Annotated in this window: 13 protein-coding genes; 12 read left to right on the top strand and 1 reads right to left on the bottom strand. The window is 59.6% G+C overall.

Annotated elements, in window-relative coordinates; translation table 11 throughout:
- On the top strand, positions 1 to 3333 hold the full coding sequence (locus tag C1722_RS05145; RefSeq protein WP_102378291.1) for an ABC transporter permease: 3333 nt from the start codon (positions 1 to 3) through the stop codon (positions 3331 to 3333).
- A gap of 53 nt (positions 3334 to 3386) precedes the next feature.
- Here the strand turns inward: C1722_RS05145 and C1722_RS05140 are convergent, their stop codons facing one another.
- Entirely contained in the window at positions 3387 to 5000 is a 1614-nt protein-coding gene (locus C1722_RS05140; protein ID WP_180995041.1) for a response regulator transcription factor, read from the bottom strand.
- 102 nt (positions 5001 to 5102) lie between these two features.
- Here C1722_RS05140 and C1722_RS05135 point away from each other — a divergent pair, with 102 nt between their 5' ends.
- The 11 genes from C1722_RS05135 (at position 5103) to C1722_RS05085 (ending at position 20646) form a co-directional block, all read left to right on the top strand.
- Positions 5103 to 5339, top strand: coding sequence for a hypothetical protein (locus C1722_RS05135; RefSeq protein ID WP_102378289.1), 237 nt, complete (start codon positions 5103 to 5105; stop codon positions 5337 to 5339).
- A 27-nt stretch (positions 5340 to 5366) separates the two neighbouring features.
- Positions 5367 to 7631, top strand: coding sequence for a molybdopterin dinucleotide binding domain-containing protein (locus C1722_RS05130; RefSeq protein WP_102378288.1), 2265 nt, complete (start codon positions 5367 to 5369; stop codon positions 7629 to 7631).
- Positions 7632 to 7657: 26 nt separating this feature from the next.
- Positions 7658 to 7990 carry a 4Fe-4S dicluster domain-containing protein gene (locus tag C1722_RS05125; protein WP_102378287.1) on the top strand — a complete coding sequence of 111 codons (333 nt, stop codon included), beginning with the start codon at positions 7658 to 7660 and terminating at the stop codon, positions 7988 to 7990.
- A 59-nt stretch (positions 7991 to 8049) separates the two neighbouring features.
- Complete coding sequence (locus C1722_RS05120) at positions 8050 to 9558, top strand: MFS transporter (RefSeq protein ID WP_102378286.1); 1509 nt, start codon at positions 8050 to 8052, stop codon at positions 9556 to 9558.
- 346 nt (positions 9559 to 9904) lie between these two features.
- On the top strand, positions 9905 to 11293 hold the full coding sequence (locus C1722_RS05115; protein WP_102378285.1) for an MmgE/PrpD family protein: 1389 nt from the start codon (positions 9905 to 9907) through the stop codon (positions 11291 to 11293).
- A 49-nt stretch (positions 11294 to 11342) separates the two neighbouring features.
- Positions 11343 to 12653: a trigger factor gene (locus C1722_RS05110; protein ID WP_102378284.1), complete on the top strand. Its 1311-nt coding sequence runs from the start codon at positions 11343 to 11345 to the stop codon at positions 12651 to 12653.
- 75 nt (positions 12654 to 12728) lie between these two features.
- Positions 12729 to 13931, top strand: a complete 1203-nt coding sequence (locus tag C1722_RS05105; RefSeq protein ID WP_102378283.1) for an MFS transporter — start codon at positions 12729 to 12731, stop codon at positions 13929 to 13931.
- A gap of 79 nt (positions 13932 to 14010) precedes the next feature.
- Positions 14011 to 15246: an MFS transporter gene (locus C1722_RS05100; RefSeq protein WP_180995040.1), complete on the top strand. Its 1236-nt coding sequence runs from the start codon at positions 14011 to 14013 to the stop codon at positions 15244 to 15246.
- A 454-nt stretch (positions 15247 to 15700) separates the two neighbouring features.
- Complete coding sequence (locus C1722_RS05095) at positions 15701 to 17986, top strand: molybdopterin-dependent oxidoreductase (RefSeq protein WP_102378281.1); 2286 nt, start codon at positions 15701 to 15703, stop codon at positions 17984 to 17986.
- Between the two features lie 27 nt (positions 17987 to 18013).
- Entirely contained in the window at positions 18014 to 18349 is a 336-nt protein-coding gene (locus C1722_RS05090) for a 4Fe-4S dicluster domain-containing protein (RefSeq protein WP_102378280.1), read from the top strand.
- Between the two features lie 182 nt (positions 18350 to 18531).
- The gene (locus C1722_RS05085; RefSeq protein WP_102378279.1) at positions 18532 to 20646 is read left to right on the top strand and encodes an ABC-F family ATP-binding cassette domain-containing protein; all 2115 of its coding nucleotides are present in this window, start codon (positions 18532 to 18534) and stop codon (positions 20644 to 20646) included.
- Positions 20647 to 20718 lie beyond the last annotated feature (72 nt).

The following is a 20718-nucleotide window of genomic DNA, read 5'->3' as shown; positions in this document are numbered from 1 at the left end:
ATGCGAAGCGCCTTCTCTAAAGATTTCTGGCGATCGATTTCGCATTCGTGGGGCCGCTTCCTTGCCATCGCGGCCATCGTCGCGCTCGGGGCGGGCTTCTACGCGGGTTTGCGCATGACAGCTCCCGACATGGAGCTTGCAGCCGACGCCTACTACGACGGCACCGACCTGTACGACATTCGGGTGCTCTCGACTATGGGCTTGACCGACGACGACATCGCCGCGCTCGAAAAGATCGAGGGCGTCGGGGGCGTGATGGGCGCCTACCAGGTTGACGCCATGTCGCTCATGGGCGGCGAGCAGGTGACGGTGCGCATCCACTCGCTCGACATCGACGCGGCGCGCGTGAGCGACACATCGGACGGGTTGAACGCGGTGTCCGACGATTCCGACTACCTGAACAGGCCGTTGCTCGTCGAGGGAACGTGGCCTACCGAGCCCGACGAGTGCGTGGTGTCGGCGGACGCCGTGATGGCGACGCCGTTGAAAGTCGGCGATACGATCGAGCTTTCCGAGGGGTCGCAGGATTTCGACGATACGCTCGTTTCGAAAACCTATACGATTACGGGATTCGTACGGGCCTCGTACTACATGTCCTCGGGAAGTCTCGGAACGACAAGCCTCGGAAGCGGCGCGCTTGCGCAGTACATGTACGTGCCCACCTCATCGTTTAAGGCCGATCAGCCCTACACCGAGGCCTACGTCGCCGTCGCGGGCGCAAAAGACGAGTTCGCCTCGGGCGAGGGGTATGCCGAAAGGGTGGCGGCCGTGCTGACGCGCATCGAGGACGCGGCCCCCTCGCTCGAGGCGCGCAGGCTCGACGAGGTCAAGCGCGAGGCGCAAGACGAGCTCGACAAGAATAGGGAAGAGTACGAGCGCGAGCGCGCAGACGCCCAGACTCAGCTCGACGAGGCGAAGCAGAAACTCGACGACGCCAAGCAGGAACTCGATGCCGCAAAGGAGACGCTCGACGCGACGCCGTCGCAGCTCGACGGGGCGGCGGCGACGATCGAATCGAGCGAGCAGCGGATATCGTCAGGTCAGGCCGAGTACGACGCCGGGGTGGCCGAGCTCGCCAACCAGCGCACCGAAGCGCAAGGGAGGTTCGATGCGGCCCAGGCGGAGATCGACGAGCAGCAAGCGCAGCTCGACACGGCCCAGGCGACGCTTTCCCGGCTCGAACCGCAGCTCGAGGCTGCGAAGCAGCAGCTTGCGGGCATGCAGCCCACGGATCCCGGCTACGGGGAGCTGGCCGCGCAGGTGGCTGCGCTCGAAGAGAACGTCGAGAAGATAAAGACCGCGCTCGCGGGCGGTATTCCAGCCCTCGAACAGGCTCGATCGGAGCTTGCTGCCGCGAAGGACACTGCCGAGAAGCAGTTCGCCGCCGCCCAAGCTCGGCTCGACCAAGCCGCCGCCGAGCTATCGGACGGCAGGGCTCAGCTTGAGCAGGGTCGCGCGCAGCTCGCCTCGGGGCAGCAGGATTACGAGAACGGGAAGCAGAGCTACGAAGAGGGACTCGGCGAATACGAGGATGGCCTGGCCGAATATCAGAGCCAGAAGGCCGAAGCCGAAGAGAAGTTCGCCGACGCTGAGAAGGAGATCGACGATGCGCAGGCGGAGATCGACGACATCGAGGCGCCCGAAATCTATGTCATGGACCGCACGAAGAACGTCGGCGCTGAGAGCTTCAAGTCGGATGCGCAGCGCGTCGACCAGATAGCCCAGGTGTTCCCGTTCATCTTCTTCCTCGTGGCAGCGCTGGTGGCTCTCACGACGATGACGCGCATGGTCGAAGACGAGCGCGTGCTCATCGGAACGTTCAAGGCGCTCGGCTACAGCAGGGCTCGCATCTCGATGAAGTACCTCGCCTATGCGGGCATCGCGAGCGGTACCGGTGCCCTCGTCGGAATTCTCGCGCTTTCGCAGCTCCTTCCTGCGGTCATCATGAACGCGTACGGCATCATCTATACGGTGCCCGTCGCGCCGACGCCCATCGACCCCGTGTTCGCGGCCATTTCGGCGGGCCTCGGCATCGGAGTGACGCTTGCGGCCACGGCGGCCGCTGCGGTTGCAACGCTGCGCGAGCAGCCTGCGACGCTCATGCTCCCGCGTGCGCCCAAGGCGGGCAAGCGCATCCTGCTCGAGCGCATCGGGCCTCTGTGGCGGCGCATGTCGTTCTCGTGGAAGGTCACGTTCCGCAATATCTTCCGCTACAAGAAGCGGTTCTTCATGACGCTCATCGGCATCGCCGGGTGCACGGCCCTGCTGCTGACGGGTCTCGGCCTCTCCGACGCCATCAACGACATCATCACCAAGCAGTTCGGGCAGATATACCAGTACAACACGACCATCGGCCTATCCGACGATCCGACCGACGACGATATGGGCAAGGTGCGAAGCGCCATCGACGACAAGAACGCGATCGAGGCGTACACGTACGCCGATACGACCTCGATGACGGCAAGCGCCCCCGGCGAGAAAGACCAGAGCGTCCACGTGATCGTGCCGGAGGATCCCGAAGCGTTCCAATCGTTCGTCACCATGCGCGAGCGCGTGGGGCACGTGCCGCTCGAGCTTTCGGGCGAAGCGGTGCTCGTCAGCGAGAAGATCGCTACCGAGCTCGGATTGCAGGTGGGCGACCCCATCACGCTTTCCAAGCAGGACGCGATCGGCAACACCACCGACGAGGGCTATACCGTAACGGTTACGGGTATCATGGAGAATTACGTGAGCCAGTACGTGTTCATGACGCCCGAGCTCTACGAGCGCGTTTCGGGGGAAGCCCCCGAGTTCACGACCATCTTCGCCAAAGCATCCTCCGACCCGGCGGTGCGTTCGGGTTTAAGCGACGAGCTGCTTTCGATCGAATCGGTTCGCACCGTGGGTTACAACGACGAAACCATCGATTCGTACGAGAAGATGCTCGGCAGCGTGAACTCGATCGTCGTCGTGCTCGTGGTAGCGGCGGCGGCGCTCGCGTTCGTGGTGCTCTACAACCTCACCAACATCAACATTACCGAGCGGCAGCGCGAGATCGCGACGCTCAAGGTGCTCGGCTTCACGACGCGCGAGGTGGACGCCTATATATTCCGTGAGATCATGCTGCTCACCGTCATCGGCTGCTTGGCGGGGCTTGTGTTCGGTGTGTTCATGGAGAACTTCGTCGTGGTGACCGCCGAGGTCGATCAGGTCATGTTCGGCCGCGAGATCCATGCGATGAGCTTCGTCATAGCGTTTCTTCTCACGATAGCGTTCGCGGTGCTCGTGGCGCTTGCTATGCGCCGCAAGCTCGCGAAGATCGACATGGTGGAGAGCCTCAAGTCGATCGAGTAGGGTGTCTGGCAGACCGGCACGCTATGCGGCCTTGAAGCCATGCGGCTCTTTGGTCAATTGGCAGGGGACGCTTCGCCTTCAACGATGTTTATGAGATCCTGCTGCGAATGAACGCCCATTTTCTGGTAGATGTGATACGTGTGGGTCTTGATTGTTCGCTCGGCAACGAATAGCTGATCGGCAATGTATTTGGCGTTGCGACCTTTGGCAAGGTAAAATAATATCTCCCCCTCTCGTGGCGTGAGGTCATACTTTTGAGCAGCAAGCGAGCACTTACGTTTATATGGCCGTTCGATGACAGCGGGTTCGCTCTTCGGTGGGTGATTCGTGTCCTTGTCGGGAAAACGTTCGTTGTCTGTGTTTATGATAAGCGGATACTTGTTCGGGTTTATTGCAGCAACGGTAATGTAGAGGCATACCGATGCAATGAGAACAATGATGAACACAGGCATGGCCATCATTCCGAGTTCCGTGGTGAGAAACGCGCCGCACGCCCATCCGATACCCTGTCCGGCAACGATGAAGAGGCGACCCTTCGAAAAACAGTAGCATGCTGAAATCGAAAGAAGATTGCCCCTCAGGGAGAGTACGGCTGAGTTTGTGAAATCGAAGAGATAGAGCACGATGAACAGCACAAGCGAGAACACGAGCTGCCATGGGGCTTCCGTGAACTCCATAAATAGCAGTCCGCAGACGATTATAGGAAGAAACACAAGTTGGCTGTGTTCCAACGAGAGCAGCTCGGGGCTATGCGTTCGCAATATGAAGAACAAGATGGCGGTGCCGATGAGGGCGACGCCTAATATGGCAGGCGTGAGCCCTGTTTGTTTAATCGAGTAAAAAAGGAAACAAGCGACTATGCCAATGAGGATGCCGTCTACGAGCATGATGTATGATCCGTTGCGATTGAACTTGCTCTTCTCTATAAGCCACTCCTCGTCATGAACGTCCGATTCGGCATAGCCATGGGGAAACGCGCGCAATAGCAAAATAAACGATGCAATGGTGGAGACAGCCATTGCTACGATATTGGTTGGCGATGTCATGGCCGACATGCCGATTACGAGGCAGCTGCCAAGGGCGAACGACCAAAAGCTTATCTTGGTTATGTACGACTCGTCGATGCTTCCCTGTCCGTCGACCCACGCGCAGGCAAAAAAACCGTTTGCTATACCCCAGAATGCCCAGGCCAGGGCGACGAGGGCCAAAGGCACCTCGATGCCGGTCAGCCGATCGACCAACACGGTTGCTGGCAGCAAAAGCTGCAACAGGAAGAAAGCCGTTCTGACGGTGTTCGATCTGACGAAAGAGTCCCGCTTCCTCACGAAGCGGTACAGGACGAAAAACACTGCGGCCATGCTGACGAACATAATGCTTCGCAAGCATCCGATGATAGTCGGTGATTCGGATACGGCGGTGAAGAACACCGGGCTGTATACGCTCGTCAAGCTGCTTGCGGTAAAAAGGGTGAATCCCACGATACCAAGCGCGGTTTTCTCCGAAAACATCCCGTTGATCTGGTTATCCCCGAAACTAATACCCTGAGTCATACCCCCGCCTTTCCGCCCAGATAGTATCCTGAGTCGCATTTCAATCAGGCTAATCATATCCAACAACAGATGTGCAGAAGAATCCGGAATGAAAAACTCATCCCGTCGGTTTTGCATGCTTCGAATTGGGGTTCGTGCATGCATCGTGGTTCGCGAAGGGGGGTCTAAGGCAACGTATCGGACAGGTTAATCGGGCGACTTAATTGTAAGGAGGTTCAAATGGCAGATCAAGAGGTGTTGGACAAATATGCGCCGACTCTCGACTTGCTGGAGACCAAAGAGGCGTACCTGTACGAGGGCGAACTCTACATCAGGTACGAGTTTCGCGATCCAGAAGAGCTGCAGGCTCGCATGACGTATCACAAGGTGGGCGACGACAACGTGGTGTCGGACGAGAACCTGATCATGCTGGGGGTATGGGCGCGTGCTCAAAAGAAGGGCGAGCGCGTCAAATAGCGAAGTCGATGTTGAAAGGAGTTTTGCATGAGGGAATGCTTTGATCCGAACGTATACAAAAAGGATTGGCAGTACCAAGAGGGCGACCTGACCGTCACCCGCACCTGCCAGTGGTCCGCGCCAGGCTGTCATCAGGGCTGCAGTGTCTTGTTCTACACCGATAAGGACGGCAAGCTGGTGAAGATCGAGGGGGATCCCAACTCGGCGGTTACCGACGGTCGCTTGTGCATGCGCTGTCTCGCCATGGTCGAGGCGGTGTATCATCCTGATCGCATCATACACCCCATGAAGCGCGCCAAGGAAGACCGCGGCTTCGACAAATGGGAGCAGATCACCATGGACGAGGCATACGATCTTGTCATAGAGATGGTGAACGATACGACTGAGAAGTACGGCGCGAAGTCGATCTGCACCGGTGCGGGCACGGGAAGGAACGCTACCTGGCAATCCAACGTGCTGGGACACGGCGGGTTCGGCACGCCGAACGACAACGCCGGCCTTCTCGCTGGCAACTGCTGCTACACGCCGCGCATGCAGGCGATGAACGCGCTGTTCGGCTCCACGTTTATCGCCGACTGCGGGCAGCTCAACGAAAAGCGGTTCGACGAGCCCGAGTACCGTCGTCCCGATCTGTTCATAATCTGGGGAAACAACCCCGTCCGTGCCAACGCGGACGGCTTCTACGGGCACTGGATCATTGACTGCATGCGGCGCGGCAGCGAGCTGTTCGTTGTCGACCCCCAGGTCACCTGGCTGTCGGCGCATGCGAAGATGTTCCTTCAGGTGCGCCCAGGCTCCGATGCGGCGCTCGCTTTGGCAATCTGCAACGTCATGATCGAAGAAGACCTCTACGATCACGAGTTCGTGGAGTGCTGGTGCTACGGGTTCGACGAGTTCAAGGAACGCGTAAAGGAGTACACCCCCGCCATGGCCGCTGAGCTGTGCTGGGTTTCCGAAGAGAAGATATACGAGGCAGCGCGCCTCATCGCCAACGCCGGCGTGACGACGCTGCAATGGGGCGTTGCGGTCGACCAGACGAAATGGGCCAACGGCACGTCCCAGGCGATCGCCTCGGTGCAGATCCTCACCGGCAACATCGACAATCCCGGCGGGTTCGTCGCCATCGACTTCGGTTACGTCCAAAGCGATATCCGCGAAAACGTCTCGAAGCAGCTCGGGCCCGAGGTCCGCAAGGATCGCCTCGGCGATGACGGCAACTGGGGTGCGCTCAACGCCATCGGCAAAGGCGGGCATGCGGTTCCCGAAGCCATCCTCCATGCTGCCGAGACGGGCGAGCCGTACCCGGTCAAGATGCTCTTCCTGTGCAGCACCACCGCGTTCACCAACATGGCGGGGCAGGCGCGGCGCGTATACGACGTGTACAAGGAGATGGACCATGTTGTGGTATGCGACTTGTTCATGACTCCAACGGCCATGGCGTGCGCCGACCTGTTCATCCCGATGGCCATGAGCTGCGAGCGCGATGGCGTACGCGGCTGGTATACGCCGCTGCGCTCCATCGTGAAGGTCACTCAGACCGGCGAGGCCATCGGCGACGAGCAGATGATGCTCGAGCTGGGCAAGCGCATGAATCCCGATCTGTTCTACTGGGATGACGTTCCCGAGATGCTCGAGTTCTGCACGAACAACATGGCCACGGTTCCGATCGAGGTCAGCCTTGAAGAGCTTCGCGAGAAGGTCATCATATACCCGAAGTTCGAGTACAACAAATTCCGCACCGGCAAGCTCCGCTTCGACGGAGAGCTCGGATTCAACACCATTTCGGGGCGTGTCGAGCTGTTCTGCAACATGTACAACAACGTTGGCATGGATCCGCTTCCGTACCACAAGGAGCCGCCCGAGAGCCCGTATTCGACCCCGGAGCTGTTCGAGCAGTATCCGCTGGTGCTCACCACGGGACGTCGGTCATGGGAGTTCTTCCATTCGGAGCACCGCCAGCTCAAGTCGATGCGCGAGTTCCATCCCGATCCCATCTTCGAGATCAATCCCGCCGATGCCGAGCAGGCGGGAATCAAGGAGGGCGATTGGGCCGTTCTCGAGAATTCGCATGGCTCGTGCAAGCTGCGTGCGCATCTGACCGACACCATGCTCAAAGGCGTTGTGAGCGCCGAGCACGGCTGGTGGTTCCCGGAAAAGGACCCTGAAGAGCCCTCGCTGTTCGGCCTTTGGGAATCCAACATCAACTGCCTGACCGTCCAGGGAGATTTCGGCCCGAGCGGTTACGGGTCTTCGTACAAAACGCAACTCTGCAAAGTGTACAAGGCTGACTAAAGACGACTGAGAAAGGAGGATGAGCCATGACGCAACACGGTCTTCTGATTGACTACGAGTTTTGCACGGGCTGCCATTCCTGCGAGATGGCCTGCAAGGTTGAAAAGGGTTTCAAAGAGGGCGAATGGGGAATCAAGCTCGCCGAGATTGGCCCATGGAAGCTTGACGAGGACAGGTGGGAGTGGGACTACCTGCCGATGCCAACCCAACGGTGCGATCTTTGCCAGGACCGCATCGATGCGGGGAAGGTCCCTGCCTGCGTGCACCATTGCCAATCGCTTGTCATGGAGTTCGGCCCCATCGAGGAGCTGGCAAAGAAGGTTACCAAGCCTCGCATGGTGCTGTATTCGGTCCAGTAGGCGCCTCCCGGCGCCGGGAGGCGCCGGGACAGTGCCCATTGCTTATCAAAGGGGGTTTCATGAGCACAACAACAGCTTCACTAGGGGAAAAGGTTGAATACGCTGTCAGGAACAACGTAACGCAGGCCCTCGGTCTCATCTACGGCCTCGGCATGCTTACTTGGACGGCATTCAATCAGATGAATAGCAACTACTGGTCGTACTTCCTGACTGAGATCTGCGGTCTCGAACCGACGGTCATGGGTACGGTCAAGGCGGTAACCGGTGTTGGCGAGTGGTTCTTCGTCATCATCGCAGCCATTATCATCGAGCGTGTGTGGCTCAAGCACGGCCAGTATAGAAGCTGGCTTCTCATCGCTCCTCCGGCGACGTTCGTATGCCTGCTTATGACGTTCGTCGATCCGAGCTTCCTGGATATGGGTGCGAAGACGGCGTGGATGATATTCTTCCAGATCGTCGGCGGGTTCTTTGCGAGCTTCTTCATGATTGCAGCCACGTCGATCGTGCCGGTGATCAGCCGTACCGAGGCCGACCGCACGCTGCTCTCGCAGCGCAAGGCTCAGGGCAATATGCTGGTCAAGGTGCTGTTTGCAGCCATATCCCTGCCGGCTATACTCGCCATCAACGGGCTGGTGTATCGTGTTCCCGCCGGAGAGAATGCGCAGAACGCGGGCCCCATGGGCTTTACGGTGCTCGCTTTGGTTTTCGGCATCATCATGATCGTCATGTTCATCGTCATGTACAAGCGCATCGATGGCATGGATCCTACGCAGAAGCTGTGCGAAGAGCGGGCAGCGGCGAAGAAACGCGGTGAGAAAGTGCCCCCGATCGACCCGGGCGAGAAGGTCGGGTTGGTTGAGATGATCAAGTACTGGATCACCAACCTGCCGGCTATCATCGGCCTGTTCGCCGAGATCATTCGCTTCATCGCTCAGATGACCATTCAGAGTATGGCCATGTACGTGTTCACGTATGCGTTCGGCGATGTAGCCATGGCTGCCGTGATGCTCACTGCGGCCAACATCACCGGTTTGGTCGCGACGTTCGTCTCCGAGCCTATCGCGCGAAAAGTCGGCATCCGCATCACCTATTTGGCGGGCATCGCCATCTCGTGCATCTCCATGGTTTTCTGCTATTTCGTCGGCGCTTCGGGCGAAATGGCGTTCATCGTGTGCATTTGCGGCGCGTACTTTGGTATGAACTTCATGAACGGCACAATGATGGGTATGCAGTCCAACGCCATCGCATACGGTGAGTGGCGCGACGGCAAGACTGCGAAGGCGTTTATCATGTCCACATTCCAGTGGTGCCCGAAGATCGCCAACGCCGTAGCCGGCGCTCTGACGGGTTTCGGATTGGCCGCCATCGGGTTCGTGTCGGGCATGGAGGCATCGCCGGAGCTTGCTCAGGGCATGATCAACATCATCTGCCTGATACCGGCAATCGCCTTCGCCATTGCATTCGTTGCCTTCTTCTTCGGATACCGTCTGCCTCCGAAGAAGATGGAGCAGATTGCGGAGGATCTTGCACGGCGAGAGGCGTCGAAAGAGGCTGACGCATCGGCTTAGGTACTTGTGGGCCTCGACTGCGACACGGTTTCGCAGTCGAGGCCGTATGAAAAAAGGAAAAGAAAGAGGTAAACGACATGTGCTTCAGACCAGCTGAAATCGACATGAGCAAGACGTGCCCCCAATGCGGCGCGCACAACGACTTTGGCAACGATACGTGTGATCAGTGCGGTGCCAAGCTGCCCGGAGCCCCGAAAGTGGGATCGGCTCCGGGTGCGCCGGGAGCACCGGGAGCACCGAAGGCGCCAGGAGCTCCTCAGGCGCCCGGTGCACCGAAGCCGCCGAGTGCACCCGGAGCACCCGAATAGCATGCCGCGAGGACGTGGCGACAGAGAGGAGCTGAACCATGGATTTGGGATCGATTTTTGCCCGCACCATCGCTGATACGCACTATGACATGCTTCCTTGCGATGCGGTCGAGGCATCCAAGATGGCGGTTCTCGATACGCTGGGATGCATGCTTGCGGGAAGCGGGGCAGGTGAGGGGATCGAAAGCGTCGTCGGTCTTGTTGACACGTTGGGGGGAGCCGGGCGCTGTACGGTGGTCGGCTGCGAGAAGCGAGGAAACGAGCTGCTCGCAGCTATGGCGAACGGATCGCTTGCCCACAGCATCGACTACGACGATGCGCACGACGATGCGTTTGTCCATCCGAGTGCATCGGTTGTTCCCGCAGCGCTGACGCTCGGGGAGAGCGTTGCGGCATCGGGCAAAGACCTTATCGCTGCGGTGACCGTCGGCAACGACCTCATCTGCCGCCTCGGTTTCGCCGTCTCGAATCCGCGGGAGAACGAAGGGCTGCTCTGGATGCTTCCCGTACTGCTCGGCACATTCTCGGCGACCGCCGCATCGGCGAAGATACTCGGCTTGAGCGCTGAAGAGACCGAAAACGCGCTCGGAATCGCCTACAACAGGGCAGGCGGATCGAAGGAGCTCGTCATCGAGCCTGGTGCGCTGCGCGGCCTGTACGGGATGTTTCCCAACATGACCGGCGTTTTGTCCGCCCTTCTCGCGAAGAACGGCGTCCCCGGTCTCAAGGAGACGTTCGAGGGCAAGGCGGGCTTCTTCTCCGTCTACTACGGTGGCGTGTACGATAAAAGCGCGTTCGACGACTTGGGCGCGAGGTTCGAGGGCGCTGGCGTGTCCATCAAGCCGTGGCCGTGCTGTCGTTTCACGAATTCACACGTTGATGCCGCACTCGGCTTAGCCGAGGACAACGACATCGATCCCGCCCGAGTGGCGCACATCACGCTTTACTATGCCGCCGAGGACGTCAAGCGGTGCCTCGAGCCCGAAGACGTGCGCAAGAACCCGCCGTCGATACCTGGCGCGAAGCTGAGCCTTCCGTTCACCGTTGCCCAGGCGATCGCGTACCGCAAGATCGAGATCGGCGACTTCTCGGTTGAGGCGCTGAAGGATCCGATGCTGCTTGAGCTGTGCGCGAAGACATCGTACGAGTACGACGAGAGCCTTGCGAGCACGCTGTCAAAGACCATGCTTCCGGGTAAGGTTCGCATCGAGCTGGATGACGCACGCGTCTTCGAGCGCCGCGTCGATGCGGTGTACGGACATCCGAGAAATCGAATGCAGTGGCCTGACCTCGCTCGCAAGTTCCGAGACTGCGCCTCATACGCCAAGCACGCCATGAAAGCCGAGGCGATCGAGTCGATCATCGATGCCGTGCAGCATCTTGAAGAGGTCGATGATGTGTCACGGATCATGGAGTTGGCAAGGTAGCTGCAGGTGGGAACTGTTTGCTTGGCAATCGCTGACGTGAGGACATGCTATGGACTTCGAAAAACTTGAGGTGAATGCAACCGGGGCAGGTGCCGTTGAGATCGAGGTGTCTGCGAGCGCAAACGACATCCACGCTCTTCTCGGCGAGTTTTACGATGCTTTGGCCGAAAGCCGAAATCTGCAAAACGGCGCATCGTGGGCAGAAATAGAGAAGGAGCTCGCGGATTCCCTTCCTAGCGAGCACCTTCGCGAGCTGCGCCGCGACTTCGTTATCGGACGGGTGACGGGTGAGGTTTTGAGGGCGCTGGATGTCGCTCCCGCCCTGACTCCCAGGATACATGCTCTCGAATACCCCGAGGACGGCGAGGCGTATTCGTACGCCTTGGCCGTGATCGAGCGACCCGAACTCACGCTGAGCTCCTACGATCCGGTAAGGATAGAGATGGAAGAGGCGATCGTGACCGACGAGCACCTTGCCGATTGCGTTGCGGAGATCCTCGATCAGCATGCTCAATACGTTGAAGATGATCCGCGTCCGGTTCGGCAGGGCGATCACGTGAAGGTTGACGTTACGACGCTGCTTGGCGATCAGACCGTCGCACGCCTGTCAGGCAAGGGCATGCTCTTCGACGTTGACGAGCACGCTATGCCCGCGCCCTTCATCAAGGGGATGCTCGGCATGCACGTGGGAGAGACGCGGACGATCGAGTACGCGGTCGAGCGCCCGCGCGCCATTGCGCCCGATGATGTGGACCGCTACGTTGCGACGGTTACCGTGCTGAGCCAGCAGCGAAAAACCACCCCCGAGCTGACCGACGAGTGGGTGCGCGAAACCTTTCCCCCTGTCGAGTCGGTTGCATCGTTTCTCGAAGAGCTGCGCCGGGATATGGAGTTTGATGCAAGGGCACTCAACAAGGACACGAAAGCCCGCTTGGCCAACATCGAGCTCGAAAAGCGACTGCAAGGCGAGATTCACGATGATTTCTACCGGGCTTCGTACAAAGCCCAGATGGACAAGCTCGAGCGAGAGCTGGCGATGCAGGGCAAGACCTTGGACGACTACTTCGAGGAAGAGAAAGCCAACGAAGAGGAGTTCAGCATGAAGATGCTCATCAGATCCGGGGAGAGCCTTCGCCAGGGCTTCGCCCTGGAAACGCTTTTCGAAGGAAGGGGCATGACGCTTTCGGATAAGGATATCGAGGCGGCATGCGTGAGGCTTCTGGGGTCGGATTCCTGCGATGAAGAGGCGCTGCAAAGCAGCGGCAAGCACCGCGTGGTGGAGGAGGCCGCAAAGAGGATGAAGGCGATAGGCTGGCTTGTCGAGACGGCGGAGGTAACGACGCCGCGCATGAAGGCCTGATCGCCGTGCGGCCGCGAGAGAGCCATGCAGGCACCGTCGCTTACGGCCGGGATGATCGGAGGATGACCGAGCAGATTGGATACGAGCGAAATGCATCCCGAACGGCTGTGGAACCGCAAATACGTTCACGTGCTCTTGATGGAGACCGTCATGCAGATGGCGCTCTATCTGACGAGGCCCATTACGGCGAGCTACGCGGTATCGCTTGGGGCCTCCGTTGCCGCCGCCGGATTCGTCGCGGGGCTTCTTGCGACGGCTGCCGTGGTGGTTCGTCCGCTGAGCGGGTCTTTTTCAGATCTGCTCAGCAAGAAAAACCTTCTTGTGGCGGCAGCGGCGCTCTTTGCCGTTTCCGCGTTCGGTTGCGCGACCGCCACAACCACGCTCATGCTCGGCGCATGGTGCGCCGTGCAGGGTTTCGCCTTCGCGTTCAAGTCGACGCTGATCATATCGATGGCTTCGCTTGTGGTTCCGAGGGAGTCTTTGGGAAGCGGCGTGGGGTGGTTGAGCATCGCCTACACCGTTGCATGCGCGCTCGGCCCGGCCATAGGCTCCTCTTTGGGAGGCTCGTTTGGGTACCCGGTCGTGTACCTCCTGTCAGCCTGTTTGCTTGTCGTGGGGTTCGTTCTCGCGGTTACGTTCAAGGCTCCGGCCGCCTCGTCGCATCATGCCCCCCTGCTTCGGGGTGCCGACGTTCGCTCGAAGATGAGCTTGGCGGTGCTTTTCAGGCCGAGCACGATGTTTTACGGGCCCGCGATCGCGTACTCGCTCGTAGCGGGGCTCATGATGGTCGCTCAGGGGACGACCAATACGTTTCTCGTGTTCATGGGCGAGCAGGGCGAGGTTCAGGGGGCACCGCTCTACTTCGTCGTGTATTCGATAGTCACGCTCGCTTCGAAGCCGTTAGCGGGCAGGATCAGCGATCGCCAGGGAGTGGCTGCCGTCGTCGTTCCCGCGCTCGCTGTTGCCGCGATAGGCATGGTGCAGCTTTCGCTGATTCGCTCGGCTTTGGCTGTTTGCGTTGCTGCGGTGTGCATGGCGGTGGGGCAGGCGTCGGCATACGCGGCGCTTCAGGCGGAGTCGGTGCGAAAGGTCAACGAGAGGAAGCTCGGAAGGGCGGCGAACACGTTTTACATCGGGCCGGATATCGGAATGGGACTGGGTCCTGTCCTGGGCGGCTTCGTGCTGCAGACGTTCGGCGCCCCGGCGACCTTTGCGTTCAACGCGGCGGCGCTGCTTCTGTCGCTGCTCGTGTTCTTGGCGTATAGGAGGCGAAGTTAGGGACGGCCCGAGCCGCGAGGGCCGAAAGCCGGGCATCGCACCATCACTGGGAATCTTCGAAATAATGGGGGTAGGGTCTATGCACTCATGGATAAAAGGCATTGTAGCGTATTTCAGAGTCGAGCATGCGATTGTACTGATACCCGTCTGCTCGTTTGCCGTGTTCGATAGCGCGTTCAGCGCATTCTCATCCGTGCTGGCGATGATCGGCGATCAGTTCCCCGATGTTCCGGTTGTCGTCATCCAGATGGTTCTCTCGATACCTTCGCTTCTCTCGATTCCGGCAATGCTCCTTTCGGGCTTTCTGGCATCGTATGTGAGAAAGCGCTCGATCGGGCTTGTTGCGCTGGCGATCCTGTTCGTCGGCGGCATGATACCCGTGCTGTTCCGAGCCCAGAGCATCTACATCCTCTTTGCGAGCAGCGCGCTCATCGGAATCGCGCAAGGTCTTATGCACCCGCTCGCATCGGCGATCATATGCGAGGGATGGTCCGGCAAGCAGCGAGGCAAGGTGCTCGGGTTCAAGCAGGCTGCAAACTACGTCGGGGCGGCTGTCGTCGCCTTGGTGGTCGGGTATCTGGCCCTGACGGGGTGGAGCAACGCGTATCTGGTCTACCTTGCGGTCATTCCCGTTTTTCTCATCACGATCTTTCGCCTGCCGAGGGGAGGCCTTGAGAGAAAGCTCATCAACAGAGAGGATAAGGCCCAGGGACTCAAAGAGCTGTTCACGCCGAAAGTCGTCTATCTGCTCCTTCTGTTCATGATGGCCGCATTGTTCTCGTTCTCCTTCCATTCGAACATTGCCATGATGGTCGGCGAGAAGGGCATGGGAACATCGGCCGATGTGTCAAAGATAACATCGCTCAACTACCTGGTGGCGTTCGTGCTGGGGATAACGTACGGGAAGCTGTCCGGCGTGATGAAGGACAGAACGCTTGCCTTCGGGTTTGCCGTTTTGGCGCTCGGTCTGCTGATCGCGTCGTTCAGCTCATCGTTTGCGATGCTCATGATCGGGGGAGTTCTGTTCGGCTTCGGCTCGGGGATCCAGGAAGTGAGCACGATATACTACTTGAGCAACGAAGCGGAGAAGCGCGCCACGATGGCCATTTCGCTCGGCCTCGTGTTCGTCAACATCGGCATCACCTTCTCTCCCCTTGTGATAACAGCCCTCAAGACGACGTTGCTTTCGTCGTCATCGGCTGCAGCGGGGATGCTCGTCGGGGCAGCGGGGTTCGCGCTGCTCGCTGGAGTCGAGCTGCTGTATCGAAATCATATGCGAAAAAGCAAGCCGAGCGTCAAGGGAGAAGGGGAATAGGACGAAATCATGGCCGGATGCTACGAGTGCAATCATTGCGGGAAATGCACGATGCCCGATCTTCCAGTCGCGAATATGGTCCTCGTCTGCAGCGACTGCGGGCGGGAGATACAGCCAGGGGAGAGCCCGAAGAAATGCGCGCGCTGCGGAGGCGAGCGCATCGAGTACAGACGGGCGACGACGGAAGGTAGTACTGAGAGTCATAGGGCGCAACGCTCGATCAGGCGTGTTTGAAAAACCTTACCTGATCGGCTCTTTCATACCTCTCAGCAGATGACGGGATCCCCTTTCGCAACGATGATTGAAACGCGGCAGCGAGGGTCGCTGATTGGGTGTCAGCGGGCTTTGCCGTAGGACGAATGCACGTGGCTTTCGCAAGCCCGAACGGGCAGTCGAGAAAGTTGCGTGCGCTGTGCAAGAGACAACGAGCAGGAAACAGGAAGGAGTATGCAGGATGAGTGAGTTACGTAGAGTGTCGGACACTCCCGCCGTCGAAGAGCTGGCTGACGGCACAAAGGTGTTTCGGACTGCCCAATGGTCACCTCCGGGGTGCCATGGAGTCGGCTGCGGGTTGAGGGTGTTCGTGAAGGATGGAAGGCTGGTAAAGGTAGAGGGGGATCCCGATCAGCCGATCACCAACGGGCGTTTGTGCGTGCGATGCCTGACGCTTCCCGAGTACTACTATCATGAGGATCGACTGCTCTATCCAATGAAGCGCGCTCGCGATCAGCGAGGGAACCCCGAGGCTTGGGAGCGGATTTCTTGGGACGAGGCGTACGACATTCTCGTCTCCAAGTATTGGGAGATTCGCGAGAAATACGGACCTGACAGCATATCGGTGTGGACGGGCACGGGGCGCGAGGCGAGCGCCTACCAGTTCCAGCTCTGCAATCAGGTGTTCCATAGCCGAACCGCCATACATGCCAACGGAGGCTGGTCTTGCATCATCCCCCGCCAGACGGCAATGGACTGGGTTCTCGGGTGCGCATACGTCGAGTACGACGGCGCGTTCGGGTTCGAGGACCGCTACGACGACCCGCGCTACGAGCTTCCGAAGTACATGCTCGTGTGGGGCCGCAACCCGCTCTGGTCAAACCCCGACGGCCTGTTCGGGCACAGTGTCATCGACATGATGAAGCGCGGAACGAAGCTGATCGTCGCTGATCCGCGCGCCAGCTGGCTCGCTATGCATGCCGAGTACCATCTCCAGCTTCGCCCGGGCACCGATACGGCGCTTGCGATGGCGCTGAACAACGTCATCATCGAGGAGGACCTCTACGATCACGAGTTCGTCGAATACTGGTGCTACGGCTTCGACGAGTACGCAGAACGCATGAGGACCATGCCTCCCGAGAAGGCTGAAGAGATCACCGGCGTTCCGGCCGACGATATCCGGGCGGCCGCCCGATGCCTGGCTCAAAAGCCCTCCACCGCTTCTGTCGGGTTGAAAGTGGACCAGAATCCGAACTGCATTCAGATCGGCCACGCTGTTTGGGGCATTTTCGCGATTTGCGGCAACCTCGATAATCCCGGCGGCGTCAAGCTTGGCCAGACGATGAAGAACGGTGGATCGACCGGCCGCGGCGGTGTCGGCATGACGGTTCAGAAGGAGGATGAGAACCCCATCCCCATCGCCGGTCACGAGCAGTACCCTGCGATGGATTTCATCATCAACACGACGCAGCCCGACTGCACGCTCGATACGCTGCTTACGGGAAGCCCGTACCCGATCGAGTATCTCTTCATTCAGAGCTCGAACTTCATCTCGTCGTGCATCACGCAGCAGCCGATGCGCTGGCTTGAGGCGTGCCGTCACAAGGAGTTCTGCGTCGCCACCGATATCTTCATGAATCCCACGATCCAAGCGCTCGCTGATCTGGTGCTGCCGGTATCCACTGCGCTTGAGCACGAGGGTTTGGTCACCTTCCATGGGTGTAATCAGCCCGGCCAGTTCAATGCGCTGACGAAGGTCCTCGAGCCCGAAGGCGAATGCAAATCCGATCTTGAGATCATGCTCGACATCGACCATCGCATCAATCCCGACCGCGACCCGAGCGAGAAGAAGTGGTTGGATACGCAAAGCTATCTGACCGACAAGATCCGCTCCATTCCCGATGTCGATATCGATTATCCCACGCTTCAGGAATGGGTGTACGGCCAGTACGAGGTTCCGTACAAGCAGTACGAGCTCGGCCTTCTGCGTGCCGACGGAAAGCCCGGATTCAAATCGCCGACCGGTCGCGTTGAGCTGTTCAGCACGGTGATGCAGCATCTTGGCGAGGATCCCCTGCCGTATTACGAGGAGCCTCGTTTCTCGAAGATATCGCGTCCCGAATGGGCCGAAGAGTATCCGCTCACGTTCGTTACGGGCGCTCGTCAGGTGACCTCGTTCCACACCGAGCATCGCATGATCGATTCCCTGCGCGAGATCCACTCCTATGCAACCGTTGAGATACACCCCTCGATGGCTGAGAAGCAGGGGATACACGAAGGCGACTGGGTGTACATCGAGAACCCGTGGGGACGCTGCAAGATGGTTGCGAAAATCACTCCGGTTGTAAAAGAGGATGTCATAAGCTGCGATCACGGCTGGTGGTATCCCGAAGACAAGGATAAGGAACTCTACAGCGTCTGGAAATCCAATATCAACGAGCTCATGCCGCACAAAGAGATCGGCAAGCTGGGCCTTGGCTCGCACTATGGAGCCATACCCTGCAAGATCTATCGTGCTGAGGGCTAACGACGGGAAGGTGGAAGGAGGTTTAATATGGCTACTTATGGATTGATGATAGACAACGAATACTGCACGGGCTGCCACTCCTGCGAGATCGCGTGCCGCAACGAGCTCGATCTCCCGAAAGGCCAATGGGGCATAAAGCTTCTGGAGCTGGGACCCTGGAAAAAGCTTGACGGGAAATGGGAGACAAAGTTCGTTCCCGTTCCGACGACGTACTGCACCCTCTGCGCCGAGCGCGTTGAGGCGGGAGGGGTCCCGGCGTGTGCCCTTCACTGCCTCGCGGACGTCATCGAGTACGGTACGCTCGAGGAGCTGGCTGTCAAAATGGCGGAAAAGGGAAAGCAGTGCTCGATGTTTCTGCCCTAAACCGGATTCGCTTCGAATACCGAGCATGAGCTGATGCACGCGTTAGCGCTCCCGAGCCGCGGCCGGGGGCGCTTTCTGCCTGTCCCGGTGGAAAACCATACCTATGCAAAGCGTGTGCAGACGTCAGCGGATCCACCTTTTCCGTTTGCGTTCGAGCGGTTGAACCGATACCATATGCCCTCGTGATTATGCAACTCGAACATATCTCAAAAGCGTTCGGCAGCCGCGTGCTGTTCTCCGACGTGACGTTTCGGCTCGAAGAACACGATCGGCTTGCGCTTGTCGGGCCCAACGGCGCCGGCAAGACCACGCTTTTGAACATCATCTCGGGCGAGGAGGATGCCGATGCGGGCCGCGTGCTCTTCGCCAAGGGCGCAGCGGTTGGCTACCTCGAACAGGAAGCGATCGAGATGGAGGATCGCTCGATTTTCGAGGAGGTCATCTCTTCACAGGTCGAGATCCTACAGGCCGAGCAGCACCTGCGCCGCCTCGAGCACGCGCTCGGCGACGATCCGACCGATTCAGAGCTTGCGGCGTGCGGTCGTGCGCGCGACATGTACGAAGCGCTCGGCGGCTATACGCTCGAGCCCCGCGTTCGAAGCGTGTTGTTCGGCCTCGGGTTCAAGGAGGAGGACCTCGAGCGCTCGACGACCGAGTTCTCGGGCGGGTGGCAGATGCGCATCGCGCTTGCCAAGCTGCTCATCAGAAACCCCGAGGTGCTCCTGCTCGACGAGCCGACGAACCACCTTGATCTCGAGAGCGTCAAATGGCTCGAGGGCTTTCTGCGCGGCTACGCGGGCACCGTCATCGTGGTCAGCCATGACCGCGCGTTCATGGACAACATGGTCGACCGCGTGGCCGAGATCGACAACGGCGAGGTGACGCTCTACAAGGGCAACTACTCGGCGTATCTGCGTACGCGCGAAGAGCGCATCGAGCAGCTCAGGGCAGCCGCCGAGAAGCAGGCCGAGGAGATCGCCCACATGGAGGCGTTCATCGAGAAGTTCCGCTACAAGGCCACGAAGGCCAAGCAGGTGCAAGACCGCGTCAAGAAGCTCGAGAAGATCAAGCGCATCGAGGTTCCCGAAGAGAAGAAGAAGGTGCACTTCAACTTCAAACAGCCGCCGCGCACGGGCGACAAGGTGGTTGGCGTCGAACACGTGCAGAAGCGCTTCGGCGAGCACGTGGTGTACGAGGACCTCAACGTGACGCTGTACCGCGGCGATAAGGTGGCGCTCGTAGGGCCCAACGGCGCTGGCAAATCGACTCTGCTCAAAATGGTGGCAGGCGCGCTTGCCCCCGATGCGGGCTCGATCGATTACGGCATCCACGTGACGAAGACTTACTACGCCCAGCACCAGCTCGAGGAGCTCAATTCGGGCAATACCGTGTTCGAGGAGCTCGACCGCGTGGCGCCGGGTTGGTCTATATCGCAGGTACGTACCCTGCTCGGCGCGTTTCTTTTCGTGGGCGATGCGGTGGAAAAGCGGGTGAGCGTTCTATCGGGCGGCGAGAAGAGCAGGCTTGCGCTTGCCAAGATGCTCGTGGCTCCGACGCCGTTGCTCTGCCTCGACGAGCCGACGAACCACCTCGATATCGCGAGCGCCGACATTCTCGAGCAGGCCTTGAAGCAGTTCGAGGGAACGATACTCTTCATCACGCACGACCGTCACCTCATCCGGGGCGTGGCGAACCGCATCATCGAAGTGGAGCCCGGCAAGGTTACCAACTACGACGGCGACTACGACTACTACCTGTTCAAGAGCGGCCAGCTCGACGGCGAGCAGCCTCAGGGCCAGTCGCTCGTCGACGAGATGGTGGGCGAGGGTTCGCGTCCGGGCGCGAAGGGATCGCCTGCGGGCAAGAACGGGCGCGGCTCGTCATCGGGCTCGAAGGAGACTGTTGTCACGGTTAACCGGCGCGGTCGAAAGGCGGAGGCGAACTCCGACGAGCAGCCGGAAGCCGTACTGCTTACCGCTCCGCGTGGCAGTGCGCCGAAGACCAAGGAGCAGAAGCGCAAGGAGGCCGAAGCGCGCAACCGCGCTTACGCTGCCCTCAAGAACCACCGCAAGCGCATCGCGCAACTCGATCGTCAGATGGAAGCCGACAACGCGCGCATGGACGAGCTCATGGCCCTTATGGCCGATCCCTCGTTCTACACCAACGAGGACGCATCGAGCGACGCGATCGCCGAACACGCCAAGCTCAAGCAGCGATTGGCTGCCGCCGAAGAGGAATGGTTCATGCTCACCGAAGAGCTCGAAGAGGAGCTGCGCCGCCAGCAGGAGGACGCGTGATGGGGCAAGGCACGGTGGGCGACGGGGCGGTTTTTGCCGAGCGCGCCGCGGTGCTTGGCGAAACCCCCGAGG

The sequence above is a fragment of the Raoultibacter timonensis genome (genome assembly GCF_900240215.1).
GTDB lineage: Bacteria > Actinomycetota > Coriobacteriia > Coriobacteriales > Eggerthellaceae > Raoultibacter > Raoultibacter timonensis.
This window is presented reverse-complemented; position numbering and strand designations above follow the sequence as displayed.

What these genes read in the sequence shown, in the direction of transcription:
- C1722_RS05120 (WP_102378286.1), top strand. Translation starts at nt 8,050, where the DNA reads ATGAGCACAACAACAGCTTCACTAGGGGAAAAGGTTGAATACGCTGTC.
- C1722_RS05145 (WP_102378291.1), top strand. Translation starts at nt 1, where the DNA reads ATGCGAAGCGCCTTCTCTAAAGATTTCTGGCGATCGATTTCGCATTCG.
- C1722_RS05130 (WP_102378288.1), top strand. Translation starts at nt 5,367, where the DNA reads ATGAGGGAATGCTTTGATCCGAACGTATACAAAAAGGATTGGCAGTAC.
- C1722_RS05100 (WP_180995040.1), top strand. Translation starts at nt 14,011, where the DNA reads ATGCACTCATGGATAAAAGGCATTGTAGCGTATTTCAGAGTCGAGCAT.
- C1722_RS05110 (WP_102378284.1), top strand. Translation starts at nt 11,343, where the DNA reads ATGGACTTCGAAAAACTTGAGGTGAATGCAACCGGGGCAGGTGCCGTT.
- C1722_RS05090 (WP_102378280.1), top strand. Translation starts at nt 18,014, where the DNA reads ATGGCTACTTATGGATTGATGATAGACAACGAATACTGCACGGGCTGC.
- C1722_RS05125 (WP_102378287.1), top strand. Translation starts at nt 7,658, where the DNA reads ATGACGCAACACGGTCTTCTGATTGACTACGAGTTTTGCACGGGCTGC.
- C1722_RS05095 (WP_102378281.1), top strand. Translation starts at nt 15,701, where the DNA reads ATGAGTGAGTTACGTAGAGTGTCGGACACTCCCGCCGTCGAAGAGCTG.
- C1722_RS05115 (WP_102378285.1), top strand. Translation starts at nt 9,905, where the DNA reads ATGGATTTGGGATCGATTTTTGCCCGCACCATCGCTGATACGCACTAT.
- C1722_RS05140 (WP_180995041.1), bottom strand. Translation starts at nt 5,000, where the DNA reads ATGCAAAACCGACGGGATGAGTTTTTCATTCCGGATTCTTCTGCACAT.
- C1722_RS05135 (WP_102378289.1), top strand. Translation starts at nt 5,103, where the DNA reads ATGGCAGATCAAGAGGTGTTGGACAAATATGCGCCGACTCTCGACTTG.